Genomic DNA, 16,611 nt, shown 5'->3' with positions numbered 1-16,611 from the left:
AGGCGGCCTGCCCAAAGGCAGACCGCCGACTAACTCGGTAACAGATTTTACAGAGAAGTAATCAGATCCCGGTTCAGCATCGAGATAAACTCAAGCGGAACCTGTTTCGGACACGCCGCGGCACACGCACCCGTATTGGTGCATCCGCCGAAACCTTCGGCATCGTGCTGGGAAAGCATATTCACCACACGCCGCTTGCGTTCCGGCTGGCCCTGCGGAAGCAGACCCAGGTGTACCACCTTTGCCGAAGTAAACAGCATTGCCGATCCGTTCGGACAGGCTGCCACGCACGCACCGCATCCGATGCAGGCTGCGGCTTCAAAGGCTTTGTCCGCATTCTCTTTCCGCACCGGCACCGAGTGTGCGTCGGGAGCCGCACCCGTGTTTACGGAAATATACCCGCCTGCCTGCACAATCCGGTCAAGGGCACTGCGATCCACAACCAAGTCGCGCAGCACGGGGAAAGCCGTCGAACGCCACGGCTCGATGGTAATTGTGTCGCCGTCTTTGAAGTGACGCATATGCAGCTGACAGGTTGTGGTAACCTCCGGGCCGTGCGGATCGCCGTTAATCACTACCCCGCACTGACCGCAGATACCTTCACGACAGTCAGAGTCAAATGCTACAGGCTCTTTACCCTCGGCAAAGAGTTCCTCGTTGAGCTGATCGAGCATCTCCAGGAAAGATGCGTCTTCCTCAACGTTCTCAATCGTATGGGTCTCGAAGCTGCCTTCAGCTTTCGGACCGGCCTGACGCCAATATTCAAGGTTAATTTTCACTTGTAGCTCCGCTGCTTCATCTCAACAAATTCGTAATTCAGATCTTCTTTGTGAAGAACCGGAGGACAGCCCTCGCCGCCCCACTCCCAAGCCGCCACATAGGCAAACTTATCGTCGTGGCGCAGTGCTTCGCCTTCTTCGGTCTGCGACTCGGCACGGAAATGACCGCCGCAGGATTCCTCGCGGTGCAGAGCGTCGATACACATCAGCTCTCCCATCTCCAGGAAATCCGCTACTCTGCCTGCCTTCTCCAAAGACTGGTTCAGCTCATTGCTTCTGCCGGGCACGCGTACGTTCTTCCAGAAATCCGCACGCAGTTCCCGAATCAGACCGATGGCTTTCTTCAGACCGGCGTCGGTGCGCTCCATACCGCAGTACTCCCACATGATCTGTCCGAGTTCCTTATGGTAGGAATCGACGGAACGTGTGCCTTCGTTCTTAATGAAGTGTTCGAAACGCTCCTCGTTCTCTTTTCTCACAGCCAGCAGCCGCGGATCGTCCTCGCTGATCTCCTCAAACGCCGAGGCGCCGGCAAGATAGTCGTTAATCGTATTCGGGATTACGAAGTATCCGTCCGCCAGACCCTGCATAAGCGCGGAGGCGCCCAGACGGTTCGCGCCGTGGTCGGAGAAGTTTGCCTCGCCTGCCACATACAGCCCGGGGATTGTGGACTGCAGATCGTAGTCCACCCACAGACCGCCCATCGTGTAGTGCACGGCAGGATAAATACGCATCGGAACCTCGTAGGGATTCTCCGCGGTAATGCGCTCGTACATATCGAAGAGGTTTCCGTACTTGGCAGAAACCTGGTCTTTGCCCATTCGGGCGATCGGCTCGGCAAAATCAAGGTATACGCCGCGCGCAACCCCGCCGATCTTCGGCCCCACACCGCGGCCCTCGTCGCACATATTCTTCGCCTGACGGGAAGCGATATCACGCGGAACGAGATTTCCGAATGACGGATAAATCCGCTCCAGATAATAATCGCGGTCTTCTTCGGGAATGTCACGCGGATCCTTGCCGCAGTCTTCGGCCTTCTTCGGCACCCAGATCCTGCCGTCGTTACGCAGGGACTCGGACATCAAAGTCAGCTTCGACTGCGATTCTCCGTGCTGGGGAATACAGGTCGGATGAATCTGCGTGTAGCAGGGATTGGCGAAGAAAGCGCCTCTGCGGTGTGCGCGCCAGATTGCCGAACCGTTGCACCCCATCGCGTTCGTGGAAAGGAAGAATACGTTTCCGTATCCCCCGGTTGCCAGAACAACGGCATCCGCAATATGCGTCTCTATCTCGCCGGTAATCATATCCCGGGCGACAATTCCCCGGGCGCGGCCGTCAATAACGACCAGGTCGATCATCTCATGCCGGCTGTAGAGCTTAACGGTCCCCGCCTTCGCCTGGCGCATCAGTGCCTGGTAGGCACCGATAAGCAGCTGCTGCCCGGTTTGCCCGCGGGCATAGAAAGTTCGCGACACCTGCACGCCGCCGAAAGAGCGGTTGTCCAGCAGGCCGCCGTATTCACGCGCAAAGGGAACACCCTGTGCCACGCACTGATCGATAATTGCCGCGGAAACTTCGGCCAAACGGTACACGTTCGATTCGCGCGAACGGAAATCCCCGCCTTTGATGGTGTCGTAGAACAGGCGGAACACGGAATCGTTGTCGTTCTTGTAGTTCTTCGCCGCGTTGATTCCGCCCTGCGCGGCAATTGAATGTGCGCGGCGGGCAGAATCCTGATAGAAAAACGCTTTTACGTTATAGCCCATTTCGCCCAGAGAAGCCGCGCCGGCGCCGCCTGCCAGGCCGGTACCGACAACAATCACCGTACGCTTACGGCGATTGGCGGGATTTACCAATTTTGCACTGAACTTGCGTTTTTCCCAACGTTCTGCAATCGGACCGCCGGGCGCCTTCGTATCGGCAATCGGATCTCCCTCACGGTAGAGACCCTGCACTAAATTTTCAGCCATTTCCCTGCCTTTCCTCAGAGCAGCCCAAACAGAAACATGGTCGGGGGCGTCATAAACCCGACGAGAATAATCGCGGCGACGAAATCGGCACAGAGCTTAAAAAGCCGTTCGCGCGTGCGGCTCGACAGACCGAGCGTGGCGAGCGCCGACCATACCCCATGCCGGATATGCAGGGCAATCGCGCACATGGCAACAAGATAGAAAGCCCAAAGCCAGGGCACGGAAAAACCTGCCTGCAGACGCTGATACGGGGTAAGCGCGGCGTAATTTTCCGCACCGACGTTTGCTTTCAGCACAGTGAACTGCAACAGGTGGAACACGATCCAGATCGCGATGATTACACCGCCCCAGCGCATTGTTGCCGCGGTGTACGTCTGCGACGGGCGCACTTTCTTTCCCGTATTGATTTTATATGCATCTCCCCGGGCCTTCTTTGCCCTGACCCACAAAGTGATTGCGCAGTACATATGCACAACAATGCACAGGAAAAGCGTTACCCGCATAATCCACAGAAATCCTTTGTGCGGCAGAATCGGGTAAAGCAAATCCTGATGAAGCCATTCGGCATAATGGTTGAATGCTTCCGGCCCGAAAAACACCTTCAGGTTTCCATACATATGGAACAGAAGAAATAACACAAAAATAATGCCCGTAGCTGCCATAAGCACCTTCAGTGCCACGGTAGTCCTACTGCCTCGATTAGTTTTTACAGTTGAGTTAGTCACAACTAAAAATTACCAAATTAAACAGGCAAATATGGAGGCGGAAATACCCAAAACACGCCCCGGTGCGCAAAATTAGCGACACCCTATATTTGACGTCCCGTTATCCCCGGAAATTAGGCAAATACACCGCCCGATAAAGAGACACGAAGTTCAACTATTTGTGTGAGAATTTATTTGCGTATTTCTCTTTTTCTGCGCCGCGAAAGCGCTCCCCCTGCGACACATTTACCGCTTTGCGCAGTGCGGAAAGATCAAGTTTCATAATCAGTGCATCGTCATCCGGATAATAGCGTTTTCTTAACCCCACCGGCCGAAAACCGAATTCCCGGTACAGAGCCTGCGCACCCGCGTCCGCCCTGCGTACTTCCAGAAACACCTCATGCGCGCCGCCGGCGGAATATGCCCACCGCAGAAGACTGCCCAGCAGCATCCGGGCGATACCGCGGCGGCGGAAGCTTTGCGCGACGGCAACCGTAAGCACCTCGGACTGCGGCCCGGCGCTGATTCCGCCCGCGGCAATTATCCGGGGCAGGGAACGCAAAGTACGCCCGCACGCAACGGCAATCAGATAATGGTCTTCCTTCCGCCGCAGTGCTTCCTCCCACACAGCCTGCGGCCATGCCGCCCGGCCAAAATTTTGCAGGTCAAACCGGGCCAGAGAGGAAGCATAGCCGGGATCCGGGACCAAAAATTCCCACTGCCCGGGCATCAGCGGTACGGATTGCCGACCGCCGGCGCCTGCGCGCACGAACCGCTGCCGTGCACGTCGGGCCGACGCAGATACTGTGCCCGCGCATCCAGGGAAAGACGCTCACCGGCATCAATCCGCGCCAGACGCGAAAGCGCCAGACGCGTCATTACCGCGGGAGAAGCGGAAACAATCATGCGCACGGGAAACAGATCAGCATAAAGATCCTGCGTCTGCGCCGCCACAACCGCATCGTTTTCCTTCAGTTCGGCGGCAAGCACACCGGGGGCAATGACCCTTACCGGCTCCGTCACTTCCACATCATCGGCTCCCAGAGGCCGCGCCCGAAGAGTATAGATCTCTTTTCTGCGCGCATCGATAATCGGAACCGTCACGTCTGCGCCTTTGTCGGCCGCCGCGCGTGCCAGAATCTCCGGCGAAGACAGCCCGTACAGAGGAATATTCCAGGCGGCGGCAAGCGTGCGGGCAGTGACCAGCCCCGCCCGCAGACCCGTAAACGCCGCCGGACCCGTCCCGGCAACAATGGCGTCCGGTACCTTTACCTGCGCCTCCGCCAAAACCTTGGATACAAGCGGAGACAGTACTTCCACGTGATGGCGCCCATCCGCGGACTGCGCCACGGACAGCTGCTTCACTTTGCCGTCTGCCGCCTCACAGACACCCACCGTCACATTTGCCGATACGTCAATCGTCAGAAACTTCATCTTTTTCCTTTACATTCGGAATGTTTTTCAAAACTTTTAATTTTCCCCTGCGGGTAACATGCTCAACGATATTCCAATGCGACTGCCCAAAACCTCTTCCGTGTACGTTTTTCGTTCCCGTTCTCACGTATTTGCGTTCACTGAGCAGCCAAATTACCGACACTCCCAAAACCGCGAGAATCGTGGCCGCAATCAGAAGCTGCTGCACGAAGGAAAAATTCTGCTCCTGCGCACCGGCGGGCATCGTTTCGGCAACCACGGAATTGGCATCTTTTCCCCCGGAAATTATCACCTGCCGCTGCAGCAGAAAATTCTTCACCGGCAGCGCGCCCAGCAGCACGTTCTGCGCATCCGTGTCCGCTGCCTCAACCGACTCGTTTGACTCTTTGAACCAGCCCTTCAGCTGCGGATCGTAAAACAGTTTTGCCGAATCGCGCATTACGAGCAGTTCCCCGGCAAGGGTATCGTCGGCAAACGAGTGCGTAAGCATCGGTTTGCCGTGGGAATTTTTAATCACCGAAACCGCCACCGGATTATGCAGCGGATCCAAAATGGGAACAGCCCAGGAATCTCCGCCGCGAAAAGCCACTGCCGGGTCCTGGGCGCCGCGGACAATCACGGAGATCTGTTTTATCCTGCCGTATGCGTACTGCCCGCGTTTGGCCGCTTCCACAGCCGGAAAAACATGGGCAACCTGATCCAAAATCAGCGACTTCCCGTTATCGGCCAGCCATGTCTGCACATCGTGGTCGGACATGGCGCGCACGGGTACGGAGTGCATCGCGTACGGCGCACAGGCGCCGGCCGCCGGGGGAATAAAACCGGCGGGCACGCCCGCGGCGGCACCCACCGCCGCCAGCACACCTGCCGCAAATATCTTCGCCCGCATTTTCGGTCCGCTCTCAGACGTCTTTCCGGGGCACATACGCCGCACAGTCCGCGGCGATGTCCGCAAGCCACCGGCGGGCACGTTCGCCGAAGGGACGAAACTTCAGCACGCGCGGGGCATCCTCGTACAGATCTTCGGGCTCCTGCCCCTCCTGCGCGCCGAGAGGACGGTCAATTTCAACCTCCAGGCGGTTTTGGGAAAGAACCTCCGCCTTGCCCGCACCCCATTCCACCACGGTCAGGGAAACATCCAGGGAACTGTCCAGATCAAGAGCGTCTATTTCCTCCAGCGATCCCAGACGGTATGCGTCTACATGGACCAGATCCAAGCCGGACCCGTGATAATTCTGCACGATCACAAACGTCGGGGAAGACACCTTCGCATCAATTCCCAAACCGTTTGCGATTCCCTGCGTCATTGTTGTTTTGCCGGCACCCAGCGGGCCGTTAAGCAAAACCAAATCACCGCCGGCCGCATGCCTGCCCAACGCCGCGCCCACGGCCTGAATATCGGCCACGGAGGGCGCTTCCAGGACTAATTCCATACCTTTTCGCCTTCTTTTCTCTCTGCTTCTTCCGGCCGCCGATTCGGGACATCCCTAATCCACATAATAACGCGGCACCCGTGTGCCCAGCCGGCACACAATCTCATATCCAATAGTATCGCACACCGTACCCCAGTCATCGGCAGTGGGCACCGCGTCTTTTGCGTCACCGAAAACCGTGACCGTATCGCCGGGAACAGCCTGCGGGGCCTCAATCACAAACTGATCCATGCAGATTCGCCCGACCACTTTGCAGCGGCGCCGGCCGGTCACCACCTCTGCCGTATTTGAGGCGTGACGCGGAATTCCGTCCGCATATCCGAGCGGAACCGTTGCCAGCCGTGTCGTTTCCCCCAGCACCGCGGTATGCCCGTAACTCACCCCGGTTCCCGCGGGCACGTCACGGACCGAAACCACATCCGCTTCCAGCTTCATTACCGCACGCAGCCCGAGTTCCTCCGCGGTGGCAATTTTCGGTTCGGGACTGATTCCATACAGGATGCATCCCGGGCGGACCATGGAATAATGCGTCTGCGGATGCCACAAAATGCCGCCCGAGGCCGCAAGGTGGCAGAACTCCACCGTGATTCCGGCTTCACGCAGAATTTCGCGCGCCTCTTCAAACACTGCCGTCTGCCGCGCCGTCACCTCCGACTGCGGATCGTCGGCACACGCCAGATGGGACCACAGGCCCACCGGGCGGATCAGACCGCCACGCACATAGGCGGCAAACTGCGGCATAATCTCTTTCAGCCCGGAAAGCAGAAAACCGGCACGTGACATTCCCGTGTCTACCTCCAGGTGCACCCGGGCGGGAATCCCGGTCTCGATGGCTGCCGCAACGATTTCGTCGAGCGCCCACGACGCACTCACCGAAAGATCGATCCCCAGCTCCAGAGCCTGCCTGAAAGGCGCTCCCGGCTCGGCAATCAATGCCAGCATCCTGCCCCGCCTGTTTAATGCTTTGCGCAGTTCAATAGCCTCCCCCAGCTGCGCGACGGCAAGCCAGTTCACGCCCTCCCCGAGCGCCCATGCGCCTACTTCGACCGCTCCGTGCCCGTAACCGTCGGCTTTGATCACCGCCATAATCTCCGCATCTTTTGCCCATTTTCGCGCAAGACGCAGATTGTGCACAAAAGCTTTCTTCGAAATCAGGGCGCGGGAAGGAAAATTTGCTCCGTGAATCCGGTAATTACTCACTGAACGCTGCCTCCTTTGAAGAAAGAATCCGATAAACAGTTTCCGGTAACTCTCCGATAATATCGCCGGCGGAAATCGGATTTCCGAAAGACGACGGGGAATGTGTCTTAACTCGCGCCGCCCGGGAAGCCGCACTGCTGTGCAGAAACACAGCGCAGGCGGCAATTTTTGCCGGCAGGGAGTCGGCCTCGGCTTTGGCGCGGGAACACATCCCGGTTTCCCGTTTCGCCCGGGCAGCGGCACATGCCAGCAGTGAGCCGGCAATTCCCGCCAGCACATCGCCCGTGCCCGCGGCGGCAAGCCAGGTCGGCGCATCGGCCTGCGCGTAAAGCTCTCCCCCGGGCGCGGCAATCACCGTAACAAAACCTTTCAGCAGCACGGCCGCGCCCGTCATCCGGGCGGCCTCGGCTGCCGCCCGCTGCGGATTACGGCGAATCTGCGAAAGAGTAATCCACTGCCCGCACGCGGCATAGAGTTTTACTAATTCTCCCTGATGCGCCGTCAAAAGTGTCGGCACATTTCCCGTCAGACCGGCGCAGGCAGGTATCGCCTCCGCATCCAAAACCGCGGGCACACCTGCCCTAACTGCCTTCCGGTATGCCCGGCGCAGATATTCCCGATCCGTAATTCCGCAGCCGATCACATACGCGTCACAGTTTTTTCCGCCCATTACCGCTTCCGGATATTTCAGCGGCATCTGCGGGCTGCCCCCGAGATAGCAAAGCATACCCACACCCGTTTTCAAAGCCGCCCCCGCGCTCAGGTATCCTGCACCGGGATACCGCTTTGATCCCGTGCACAGTCCCAGAACGCCGCGCGAATACTTATTGTCCGAAGGCGTGGGGACAGTCAGTACGCCGCGTACGTCGCCGCGCCCAACCCGACGCACGGCAGGCTCGGCGTGTATGGCGCGCAGGGTGTGCATGATTCCGGTATCGGCCAAAATCACTTCACCGAAAAAGTCTTTTTCTTCCGCGGCATTCACCGCCGGAAGAAGATGCGCGGGCCTGAAACACCCCAGGGCCACCGTGTACGACGCAGGCAGCACATACCCGCTGTGTACGGTGCCGTCTGCGGAGATACCCGAGGGAAGATCAACGGCCACAGCCGGCGGCGGATAATGCCCCGCACGGGCGCTTCGGACGTCCCGCAGCGTTTTCAGCCACGTACGGTACGGCTCGCGTATCTCACCCAAAATTCCGCTTCCGAAAATTCCGTCAACCCAGACATCCGCTTCTTCCGCAAGTTTTCGCAGCACGTCCGAATCCGGGAGACGAAACCGGGAAATATATCCCTCCGGCGGCGGCGCGGCACACGGGTGCGTGTTTTCGCCCGTTACCGCTTTTACCCGCACGCCCCGGCGCGCAAGAAAAGTTCCGGCCGACAGGGATATGCGCCCGTTTTCCCCCGGACCTGCCAACACCAAAACGCTGCTTCCGGAGACTTTTCCCCGGACGCGGCGGATAATGCGCAGCAGAGCCTGCGCCGCGGCATAGGCCGCATTCGCGCAGGTCTGCCCGTCCTGTCTGCGTAAAATACCGACGGCACGGCACACATCACGCTCCGCAAACGCTTCATGCATTGTGCCCTCCCCGATACATAAATTTCTATTCCACGGTTACCGCTTTTGCCAGATTGCGGGGTTTGTCTACGTCATAGCCTTTCAGCTTAGCCAGTTCGCAGGCAAATATCTGCAGCGGAACCACAGTGACCAGCGGCATCATCAGCGTCGGTGTGGATTGGGGCACGCGGATCACGTTCTTCACGGAATCGTCGATCGCATCGTCCCCCTCCTCGGCAATAACCACTACCCGTGCCCCGCGCGCCTGCACTTCCGACACATTGGAAACAACTTTGGCGTGCAGCAGCGGCCGGCGCGGCGTGGGAACGATAACGAACACCGGCAGATCCTTTTCGATCAGGGCAATCGGCCCGTGCTTCAGTTCCCCGGCGGCGAATCCCTCCGCGTGGATATAGGCCAGTTCCTTAAGTTTCAGCGCGCCTTCCAAAGCGATCGGAAAGCCTACGTGTCTGCCCAGAAAAAGCACCGAGTCCACATCCGACATCTGTGCCGCCAGGGCTTTTACCCTGTCTTCCTGCTCAAGCACTTTACGGATCCGCTGCGGCATTTTCCCCAATTCTTCAAGATACGCGGCCACTTCGTCGGAAAATTTGTTTCCGCGCAGTTCCGCCAGGTACAGACCAAGAAGATAGGCTGCCGTAATTTGGGCGGAGAATGCCTTTGTGGAAGCCACCGCAACTTCCGGGCCCGCGTGCGTGTACAGCACGGCATCCGCCTCCCTGGCAATCGTGGACCCAAACACGTTCACAATTGCCAGCACGCGCGCGCCCTGTTCCGCGGCATGGCGCACGGCCATCAGCGTGTCCATCGTTTCGCCGGACTGGGAAATGGCCACCACGAGAGTTTTGGCATTCACGATCGAATCCCTGTAACGGAATTCGTGGGCCAGCTCCACTTCCACCGGTATTCTGCACCAATGCTCGATCGCATACTTTGCCACATGCCCGGCATAAGCTGCGGAACCGCAGGCAACCACGATAATTTTGTCGATACTGCGCAGCTCTTCCTCGCCGATACGCAGCTCGTCGAGTTTCAGATGCCCGTCGGCCGTCAGACGTCCGCGCAGCGTTTCCGCCACGGCCTGCGGCTGTTCGTGGATCTCTTTTTCCATAAACGTGTCGTACCCGTCATGCAGCGCGGCATCCACATTCCAGTCCACTTCGTAGACGGTCGGTTCCACCCTGTTTCCGGCAAAATCCGTAACTTCCACGCGGTCGCGAAAAACGGTAACGATCCGATCCTGGTCGATTGCCATTGCGTAACGCGTATACCCGACAAAAGCGGCAACGTCCGAGCCGAGAAAATTTTCTCCCTCGCCCAGGCCCACCACCAGCGGGGAATTACGCCGCGCCGCCACTATCATCTGCGGCTGGGAAGGCGCAATGGCCACAATCGCATATGATCCTTCCAGACGCGCAACCGTCTTCGCCATCGCCCGGGGCAGATCTGCACACTCATCGAGTGCAATCCCCAGCAGATGGGCGATAACTTCGGAGTCCGTCTCGGAACGGAAAGTGTGCCCGAGGGCAATTAATTCGTTGCGCAGCTCCTGATGGTTTTCAACAATCCCATTGTGCACGATTGCCACATTATTCGTCTGTGAGCAGTGGGGATGCGCATTGGCGTCGGTCGGTTTGCCGTGGGTTGCCCATCGCGTGTGCCCAATTGCGCAGACACCGTCGGGGACGGGATTTTTCTCGATTTCCCGACGCAGATTTTCCACCCGTCCGACTTTTTTCCGAATCGCAATTTCTTTTTTCGTGTTCACAGCCACACCCGAAGAATCATATCCGCGGTATTCCAGCCGCGACAGACCTTCCAATACGACTTCCAGAGGATGCTGTGACAAATTATCTGAACCTATGTATCCTGCAATTCCGCACATAGGAACAGACTACAATAATTTTGCGGAATTTTTTTATCTGACTCTCCGGCAGCGAAATAATTTCGCACTGTGGCGGAAAACAGGCACAATACGGATATCGGCAGACACGGAAAGACATTTATGGACGCAAAACGGCATTGGAAAAGCTATTTTACGGATATCCCGGCCCGGCAGTGGCCGGACCTTATCCGCCGGGCCGATTCGCTTTTTGAGCCGGCCGGCGGCGGGAACGCAAATCCGCACCCCTGCGGCGAAACCTGGGGCATATCCGGCGGCACGGATCGCGCGTACCGCGTGCTCTGTGCGCTGATGTCCGACCTGTGCAAAACCCGGGGCACGGACTCTTCCGCCGCGCATTTTCCGCCGCACACGGCGCGCACGGGGAAAACGGAGCCGCCGTGGATTATCGGGATTGCCGGTTCCGTTGCCGTGGGAAAATCCACCGCAGCCCGGATTCTGCGCTCTCTGCTCGGCAGCCTGCCGGGCAGACCGAAAGTGCGGCTGATCGCCACCGACGGTTTTCTGCTGCCGAATAAAGAGCTTATCGCCGCGGATATGATGCAAAAGAAGGGATTTCCGCAGTCCTACAGACCGCACGCACTGACGGATTTTCTGGCGGCGGCCAAATCGGGCGCGGATGACCTTCAGGTTCCCCTGTACGATCACGCGGTATACGATATTGTGCCCAACCGCCGCATAAAAGTGGGCAAAGCGGATATTCTGATTATCGAAGGAATAAATGTGCTGCAGACGCAGCCTTTTTCCGCGAACCCGGCACACTTGGCGCAGGACGGGGCAAAGAGTGCGGACCCCGCGGATTATCTTGATTTTTCGCTGTATCTGGACGCCGCGGAAGACGACCTGTGCCGCTGGTACCTGCAGCGCGTCTTTAAACTGCGCGAAATGGCGCGCACGGACGAAAATTCTTTTTTCCGGCGCTATCTGCGGATGAGCGAAAAAGAAACACGGGAATACGCCCTTGACGTATGGAACCGGATTAATCTGCCCAATCTGCGCCGATACATTGCCCCCACGCGCGCGCGGGCCACGGCGGTCCTGTGCAAAGACTCAGACCACCGCGTGCGCGAACTGTTTTTGCGAAAAAGCGGTCCGCAGATCCGGCCCGGCAAACAGGAAGGAAAATCCGCGCCGGCGGCGTAACGTTACAAAGACAGCTTTTCCCGGACCGTATCGGCCAAACTGCGGGCAATACGGTCTGCCTCTTCCTGCGTCTGCGCCTCCACCATCACTCTGATCAGCGGCTCTGTGCCCGAAGCGCGGAGCAGCACCCTGCCCGTTTCTCCCAGTTCCGCTTCCGCCTGCGCCACTTCCCGTTCCACATATTCGGTTTTTGTTTTGTCCACGTTGGGCACATTAATCAGTGTCTGCGGCAGACGCTGCACAAATTCCACCATCTCCGCCAGTTTTCTGCCCTGCTTTGCCACCTCGGACGCCACCGATACGGCCGTAAGCGTGCCGTCGCCCGTTGTTGCCCGGTCCAGATTAATCACGTGCCCGGACTGCTCGCCGCCCAGGTTATATCCGTGCGCCAGCATTTCTTCGAGCACGTAGCGGTCTCCCACCTTCGTGGATACGGTTTTTATTCCCCTGTCGCGCATTGCCAGATGCAGCCCCAGATTCGACATCACCGTCAGCACGAGCGTATTGCGTTTCAGCTGTCCCTCGCGTTTCATTGCCACGGCAAGCATCCCCATAATCTGGTCGCCGTCCACCAGGTTCCCGGCATGGTCCACGGCCAGACAGCGGTCGGCGTCCCCATCAAAAGCGAAACCGAAATCCGCACCGGTTGCCACGGTCAGTGCCTGCAGCTGCCCCGGATGCGTCGATCCGCACGAATCGTTGATGTTCTTTCCGTCGGGCGCGGCATTGATCACAACCACGTCCGCTCCCAGTTTCTGGAACACCCGCGGCGCAACATCGGAAGCGGCGCCGTTCGCGCAGTCCAGCGCGATGCGCAAACCGTGCAGATCCCTTCCGCAGTCAATCAGATGATCCATATAAAGACGGTCGGATACGGCCGCACTCTCGGAAATGGCACCCACACCGGCGCCCGTGGGACGGTCCCAGTCTTTGCCCAAAAGTGCCTCGATCTCGTCTTCTATTGCGTCGTCCAGTTTAAACCCGTCGCCATTGATAAATTTAATCCCGTTGTCCTGAAAAGGATTGTGCGACGCCGAAATCACAACCCCCAGATCATAGTCTTCCTCGGCGGTCAGATAAGCCACTCCGGGAGTGGGTATTTCCCGCACATGCTCCACATCCACTCCCGCGCTCGCCAGGCCGGCCGCCAAAGCGTGCGAAAGCATTCCCGAAGACTGCCGGGTATCCCTGCCGATGATTGCCCGCGGACGGTGGGAAATGTTTTTCCCGGTCAGCACACGCGCAGCGGCCTCCCCCAGACGCAGCGCAAAAGGAGCCGTAATTTCCGCATTTGCCAGACCGCGCACACCGTCGGTACCGAATAGTCGTGCCATATTTCCTCCTAAAATCATCCATCCGCACACAATTATTCCACTTTTACAGAAAAATGGGGACGGACCACAGGTCCGTCCCCAAATTTGAAAAATACTCAGCGCTTGGAGAACTGAGAAGCTTTGCGGGCTTTCTTCAGACCCGCCTTCTTCCGTTCCACCGCACGGGCATCGCGCGTAAGGAATCCTGCCTTCTTCAGGGCCGGACGGTTTGCCTCACGGTCGATCTCGTTCAGTGCGCGGGAAATTCCAAGACGCAGCGCACCTGCCTGACCGGAAGGTCCGCCGCCGTTGATCCGCGCCACGACATCAAAGCGGCCTTCGATGTCGAGAAGCACAAACGGAGAATTGACAAGCTGCTGGTGCAGTCTGTTCGGGAAGTAGTCGTCCAAAGAACGGCCGTTGATCTTCCATTCTCCCGTACCTGGAATGAGTCGGACACGGGCAATGGCTTCCTTACGGCGGCCTAAGCCCTGTCCCGGTGCGGTAAGGGATGCGCCCTTACCCGTTTGCGGAGCTTCGCTCTCGCTGGTATACGAACTTGGAGCTTCCTCCAGTTCCTCGGTTTCGACGGTGGTCTCAGCCACGGTACTCCTTAAAATCTATTCCGGTTCACTGCCGGGGTTACTGTGCGACCTGCTTAAGCTCATAGGGTTCCGGCTGCTGAGCAGTATGCGGATGCTCGGCACCGCGGTAAACCTTAAGCTTTGTGAGCTGCTGACGCCCCAGAGTGTTCTTTGGAAGCATGCCAGCTACCGCCTTCATCACAGCCTTTTCAGGATTTGCCGCAAGAAGTTCGGTGTAAGATGTTGCCTTCAGTCCGCCCGGATAACCGGAATGGTGATAGGCAATTTTTTGTTCACGCTTGGAACCGGTCAGAGCGACCTTCTCCGCGTTAATGATTACAACGTAATCGCCGGTGTCCGCATTAGGTGCGAAATTTGGCTTATGCTTCCCACGGAGCAGGGTGGCAACCTGAGCTGCCAAGCGGCCGAGGACGACGTCGGTTGCATCAATGATGTACCACTTTTTCTCTACATCGCCGGGCTTTGGTGAATACGTGCGCACTTGCGTAGCCTTCGTTTCTGTTCAAGGATTCCTTCCCCATCCGGCATGGCTTCCCGCGACAGGCCTAAGAATCCAATGGTTATAATGTCCAATGCCGTACGTTCCCGCAGACGAGTGGGAATACATCTGCACAGTATGCACAGCGATAATAAACTCTATCCGTTTCCGCGCCGGCAGTCAAAAAGATTTCGGCAGCTGTGAGACGATTCATTTCATCCAAACCGGGCCGCGGCGGCCGTTAACCGCACAGGCGCGCTCTTTTAACCGCGGTAACGCCGCGCCCGCAGAGCCTGGGAAGCATATTCCCCGGGCGGCGGATACCCCACGGATTCCAGGGTAAGACCATGCGCGGGGGCAACTTTCACTTCTCCGGTGCGTGACCTTTCCAGCAGCCGCCGCTGCGGCCAGCCAACATCTTTCGCACCCCTGCCCACTTCCGCCAATGTGCCGACCAAAGTTCTGACCTGGGAATGGCAGAACGCGTCCGCACGGGCGTGCACGCAGACGATTCCCTCTTCGCGGATTACCTCCAAACGCTGCAAAGTACGCACGGTTGAGGCTCCCGGACGCGGTTTGCTGTACGAGAGAAAATCATGCTCCCCCAAAAGAGGCTGTGCCGCGCGGTTCATCAAAGACACATCGAGCGGCGCCGCAACCCACAGCACGTCCGGGCGCTGAGGCCGCCAGCGGGCGGGACCGTCGGCAATCCGGTAAGTGTAGGCACGCCACAGTGCCGAAAACCGGGCATCGAACGTTTCGGGCACCTGCCGGGCGCTGTTGACCACGACATCGGTATATCCGCGCACGCCCGGGCAGCCTCGGGCCAGTACCGCATTCACCTTGCGCACAAGGGCTTCCGGCGGGGAAACGGCCGCTCTGCCCGGCAGTGCTTCCCAAACGGCGGCGGGGACGTCAAAATGTGCCACCTGACCGGTGGCGTGCACTCCCGCATCCGTTCTCCCCGCCACCGTAAGGACCACCCGACCTGCCGGAATATGCAAAACCTGCGCCAGTGCGGCCTCCAGTTCACCCTGTACCGTACGCAGTCCCGGCTGACTTGCCCAGCCGTGGAATCCGCCACCCAAATAGGCGATATTTAGACGAACCCTACACATTTGCGATATTGTCGAGATCATGAGAGAAGCTTCGCACACCGGCACCGGCTTTTCCAGTTCCACACCCCCCAGGCCCGGCAACAGTACGGAAAAAGTCACACTTTGCGTGGACTGCGGGGGCGGCGGAATAAAGTCGGCGCTGATCGGAGAGGACGACCGGCCGCTCACTCCGTCTCTGCGCACGGCCGTTTCCTATCCGTTTGCCCCGCAGGATCTGCTGCGGATTATCCGCAGCCACCTGGCCGAGCACCTGGCTTTGGGCAGCTGCCGTCCCCATCGGATCACGATCGGCATCCCGGGTATTGTGCGCAGGGGAAGAATCGTATACACGCCGCATTACATCCGCGAACACGGTCCGCACACAAAAATCAATTCCCGGCTTAGAGACGAGTGGACGAATCTGCATTTGGCGCAGCTGTTGGAGAGTCATTTTGAGCTGCCGTGCCTGGCTCTCAACGACGCGGAAGTGGCCGCATGCGCCACGGTGCACGGAAACGGCAGCGAACTGGTGCTCACACTGGGGACGGGTTTGGGCTGTACTTTTTTCACGGACGGTGTTTTGATGCCGCATTTGGAAATATCGCACGCTCCTTTTCTGCCGGGCATGACTTACGACGAAGCGTTGGGGGAAAAAGCACGCACGCAGATCGGCAGCGAAATCTGGGCCGGCCGCGTTTACGCCGCAGTGCGCTCCCTGTGGCCTGTTTTCCGCTGGGATTATCTGTATCTGGGCGGCGGCAATACCGCACTTCTGGGACGGGATACGCTGCGGAAACTGGCGGATTTTTCGGCCCGGGAAACGGGCAGGGAAAATGCGTTCGCCACGATCGAAAATTCCGCCGGCACGAACGGCGGGGCCCGTGCCTGGGCTCTGCTCCCGAAACCCGACACATCCGCAGGGTAAACCGCCGTTTTTCGCTTTGGGTCCTCCGTTTTTCTGTCACCTTCT

The 16,611-nt window shown here is 58.4% G+C and carries 16 protein-coding genes; 2 read left to right on the top strand and 14 right to left on the bottom strand.

The window, feature by feature from the left end; all coding sequences use genetic code 11:
- Positions 1-47: 47 nt before the first annotated feature.
- The 10 genes from HMPREF1631_RS03905 to glmS form a co-directional block, all read right to left on the bottom strand.
- On the bottom strand, positions 48-779 hold the full coding sequence (locus HMPREF1631_RS03905) for a succinate dehydrogenase/fumarate reductase iron-sulfur subunit (protein ID WP_034232597.1): 732 nt from the start codon (positions 777-779) through the stop codon (positions 48-50).
- The gene (locus tag HMPREF1631_RS03900; protein WP_034232595.1) at positions 776-2,749 is read right to left on the bottom strand and encodes a fumarate reductase/succinate dehydrogenase flavoprotein subunit; all 1,974 of its coding nucleotides are present in this window, start codon (positions 2,747-2,749) and stop codon (positions 776-778) included. Before HMPREF1631_RS03900 ends, HMPREF1631_RS03905 begins: the two co-directional genes overlap by 4 nt.
- Before the next feature lie 14 nt (positions 2,750-2,763).
- Positions 2,764-3,429 (bottom strand): succinate dehydrogenase cytochrome b subunit, encoded by a 666-nt coding sequence (locus HMPREF1631_RS03895; protein WP_052047047.1) that lies wholly within the window; start codon positions 3,427-3,429, stop codon positions 2,764-2,766.
- Positions 3,430-3,628: 199 nt separating this feature from the next.
- Entirely contained in the window at positions 3,629-4,183 is a 555-nt protein-coding gene (locus HMPREF1631_RS03890) for a GNAT family N-acetyltransferase (RefSeq protein WP_052047046.1), read from the bottom strand.
- Positions 4,183-4,887, bottom strand: coding sequence for a tRNA (adenosine(37)-N6)-threonylcarbamoyltransferase complex dimerization subunit type 1 TsaB (gene tsaB / locus HMPREF1631_RS03885; RefSeq protein ID WP_052047044.1), 705 nt, complete (start codon positions 4,885-4,887; stop codon positions 4,183-4,185). The genes HMPREF1631_RS03890 and tsaB overlap by 1 nt, the downstream gene beginning before the upstream one ends.
- A complete protein-coding gene (locus HMPREF1631_RS03880; protein ID WP_034232592.1) occupies positions 4,868-5,776 on the bottom strand; it encodes a hypothetical protein in 909 nt (302 codons plus the stop codon). Before HMPREF1631_RS03880 ends, tsaB begins: the two co-directional genes overlap by 20 nt.
- A 13-nt stretch (positions 5,777-5,789) precedes the next feature.
- Positions 5,790-6,320 carry a tRNA (adenosine(37)-N6)-threonylcarbamoyltransferase complex ATPase subunit type 1 TsaE gene (tsaE, locus tag HMPREF1631_RS03875; RefSeq protein WP_034232590.1) on the bottom strand — a complete coding sequence of 177 codons (531 nt, stop codon included), beginning with the start codon at positions 6,318-6,320 and terminating at the stop codon, positions 5,790-5,792.
- Positions 6,321-6,374: 54 nt separating this feature from the next.
- Complete coding sequence (gene alr, locus HMPREF1631_RS03870) at positions 6,375-7,520, bottom strand: alanine racemase (RefSeq protein WP_232215422.1); 1,146 nt, start codon at positions 7,518-7,520, stop codon at positions 6,375-6,377.
- Positions 7,513-9,102 (bottom strand): bifunctional ADP-dependent NAD(P)H-hydrate dehydratase/NAD(P)H-hydrate epimerase, encoded by a 1,590-nt coding sequence (locus HMPREF1631_RS03865; RefSeq protein ID WP_034232588.1) that lies wholly within the window; start codon positions 9,100-9,102, stop codon positions 7,513-7,515. Before HMPREF1631_RS03865 ends, alr begins: the two co-directional genes overlap by 8 nt.
- A 25-nt stretch (positions 9,103-9,127) precedes the next feature.
- A complete protein-coding gene (glmS, locus tag HMPREF1631_RS03860; protein ID WP_034232586.1) occupies positions 9,128-10,987 on the bottom strand; it encodes a glutamine--fructose-6-phosphate transaminase (isomerizing) in 1,860 nt (619 codons plus the stop codon).
- Between the two features lie 69 nt (positions 10,988-11,056).
- On the opposite strand from glmS, the gene coaA reads away from it, so the two are divergent.
- On the top strand, positions 11,057-12,148 hold the full coding sequence (gene coaA, locus HMPREF1631_RS03855; protein WP_052047042.1) for a type I pantothenate kinase: 1,092 nt from the start codon (positions 11,057-11,059) through the stop codon (positions 12,146-12,148).
- Positions 12,149-12,150: 2 nt separating this feature from the next.
- On the opposite strand, the gene glmM is transcribed toward coaA, so the two are convergent.
- The 4 genes from glmM to truA form a co-directional block, all read right to left on the bottom strand.
- Complete coding sequence (gene glmM / locus HMPREF1631_RS03850; protein ID WP_034232585.1) at positions 12,151-13,482, bottom strand: phosphoglucosamine mutase; 1,332 nt, start codon at positions 13,480-13,482, stop codon at positions 12,151-12,153.
- Between the two features lie 95 nt (positions 13,483-13,577).
- Positions 13,578-14,066: a 30S ribosomal protein S9 gene (rpsI, locus tag HMPREF1631_RS03845; protein WP_034232583.1), complete on the bottom strand. Its 489-nt coding sequence runs from the start codon at positions 14,064-14,066 to the stop codon at positions 13,578-13,580.
- 37 nt (positions 14,067-14,103) lie between these two features.
- The gene (rplM, locus tag HMPREF1631_RS03840; RefSeq protein WP_034232581.1) at positions 14,104-14,547 is read right to left on the bottom strand and encodes a 50S ribosomal protein L13; all 444 of its coding nucleotides are present in this window, start codon (positions 14,545-14,547) and stop codon (positions 14,104-14,106) included.
- Positions 14,548-14,807: 260 nt separating this feature from the next.
- Positions 14,808-15,662 (bottom strand): tRNA pseudouridine(38-40) synthase TruA, encoded by an 855-nt coding sequence (gene truA / locus HMPREF1631_RS03835; protein ID WP_232215421.1) that lies wholly within the window; start codon positions 15,660-15,662, stop codon positions 14,808-14,810.
- Between the two features lie 106 nt (positions 15,663-15,768).
- Between truA and HMPREF1631_RS07100 the strand changes: the two genes are divergently transcribed.
- Positions 15,769-16,566 (top strand): ROK family protein, encoded by a 798-nt coding sequence (locus HMPREF1631_RS07100; protein WP_052047039.1) that lies wholly within the window; start codon positions 15,769-15,771, stop codon positions 16,564-16,566.
- Positions 16,567-16,611: the final 45 nt, after the last annotated feature.

Origin of the sequence: Arcanobacterium sp. S3PF19, assembly GCF_000758825.1 — a bacterium.
Lineage (GTDB): Bacteria > Actinomycetota > Actinomycetes > Actinomycetales > Actinomycetaceae > Arcanobacterium_A.
The sequence above is the reverse complement of the archived record's forward strand: the minus strand, read 5'-3'. Positions and strand labels throughout refer to the sequence as shown.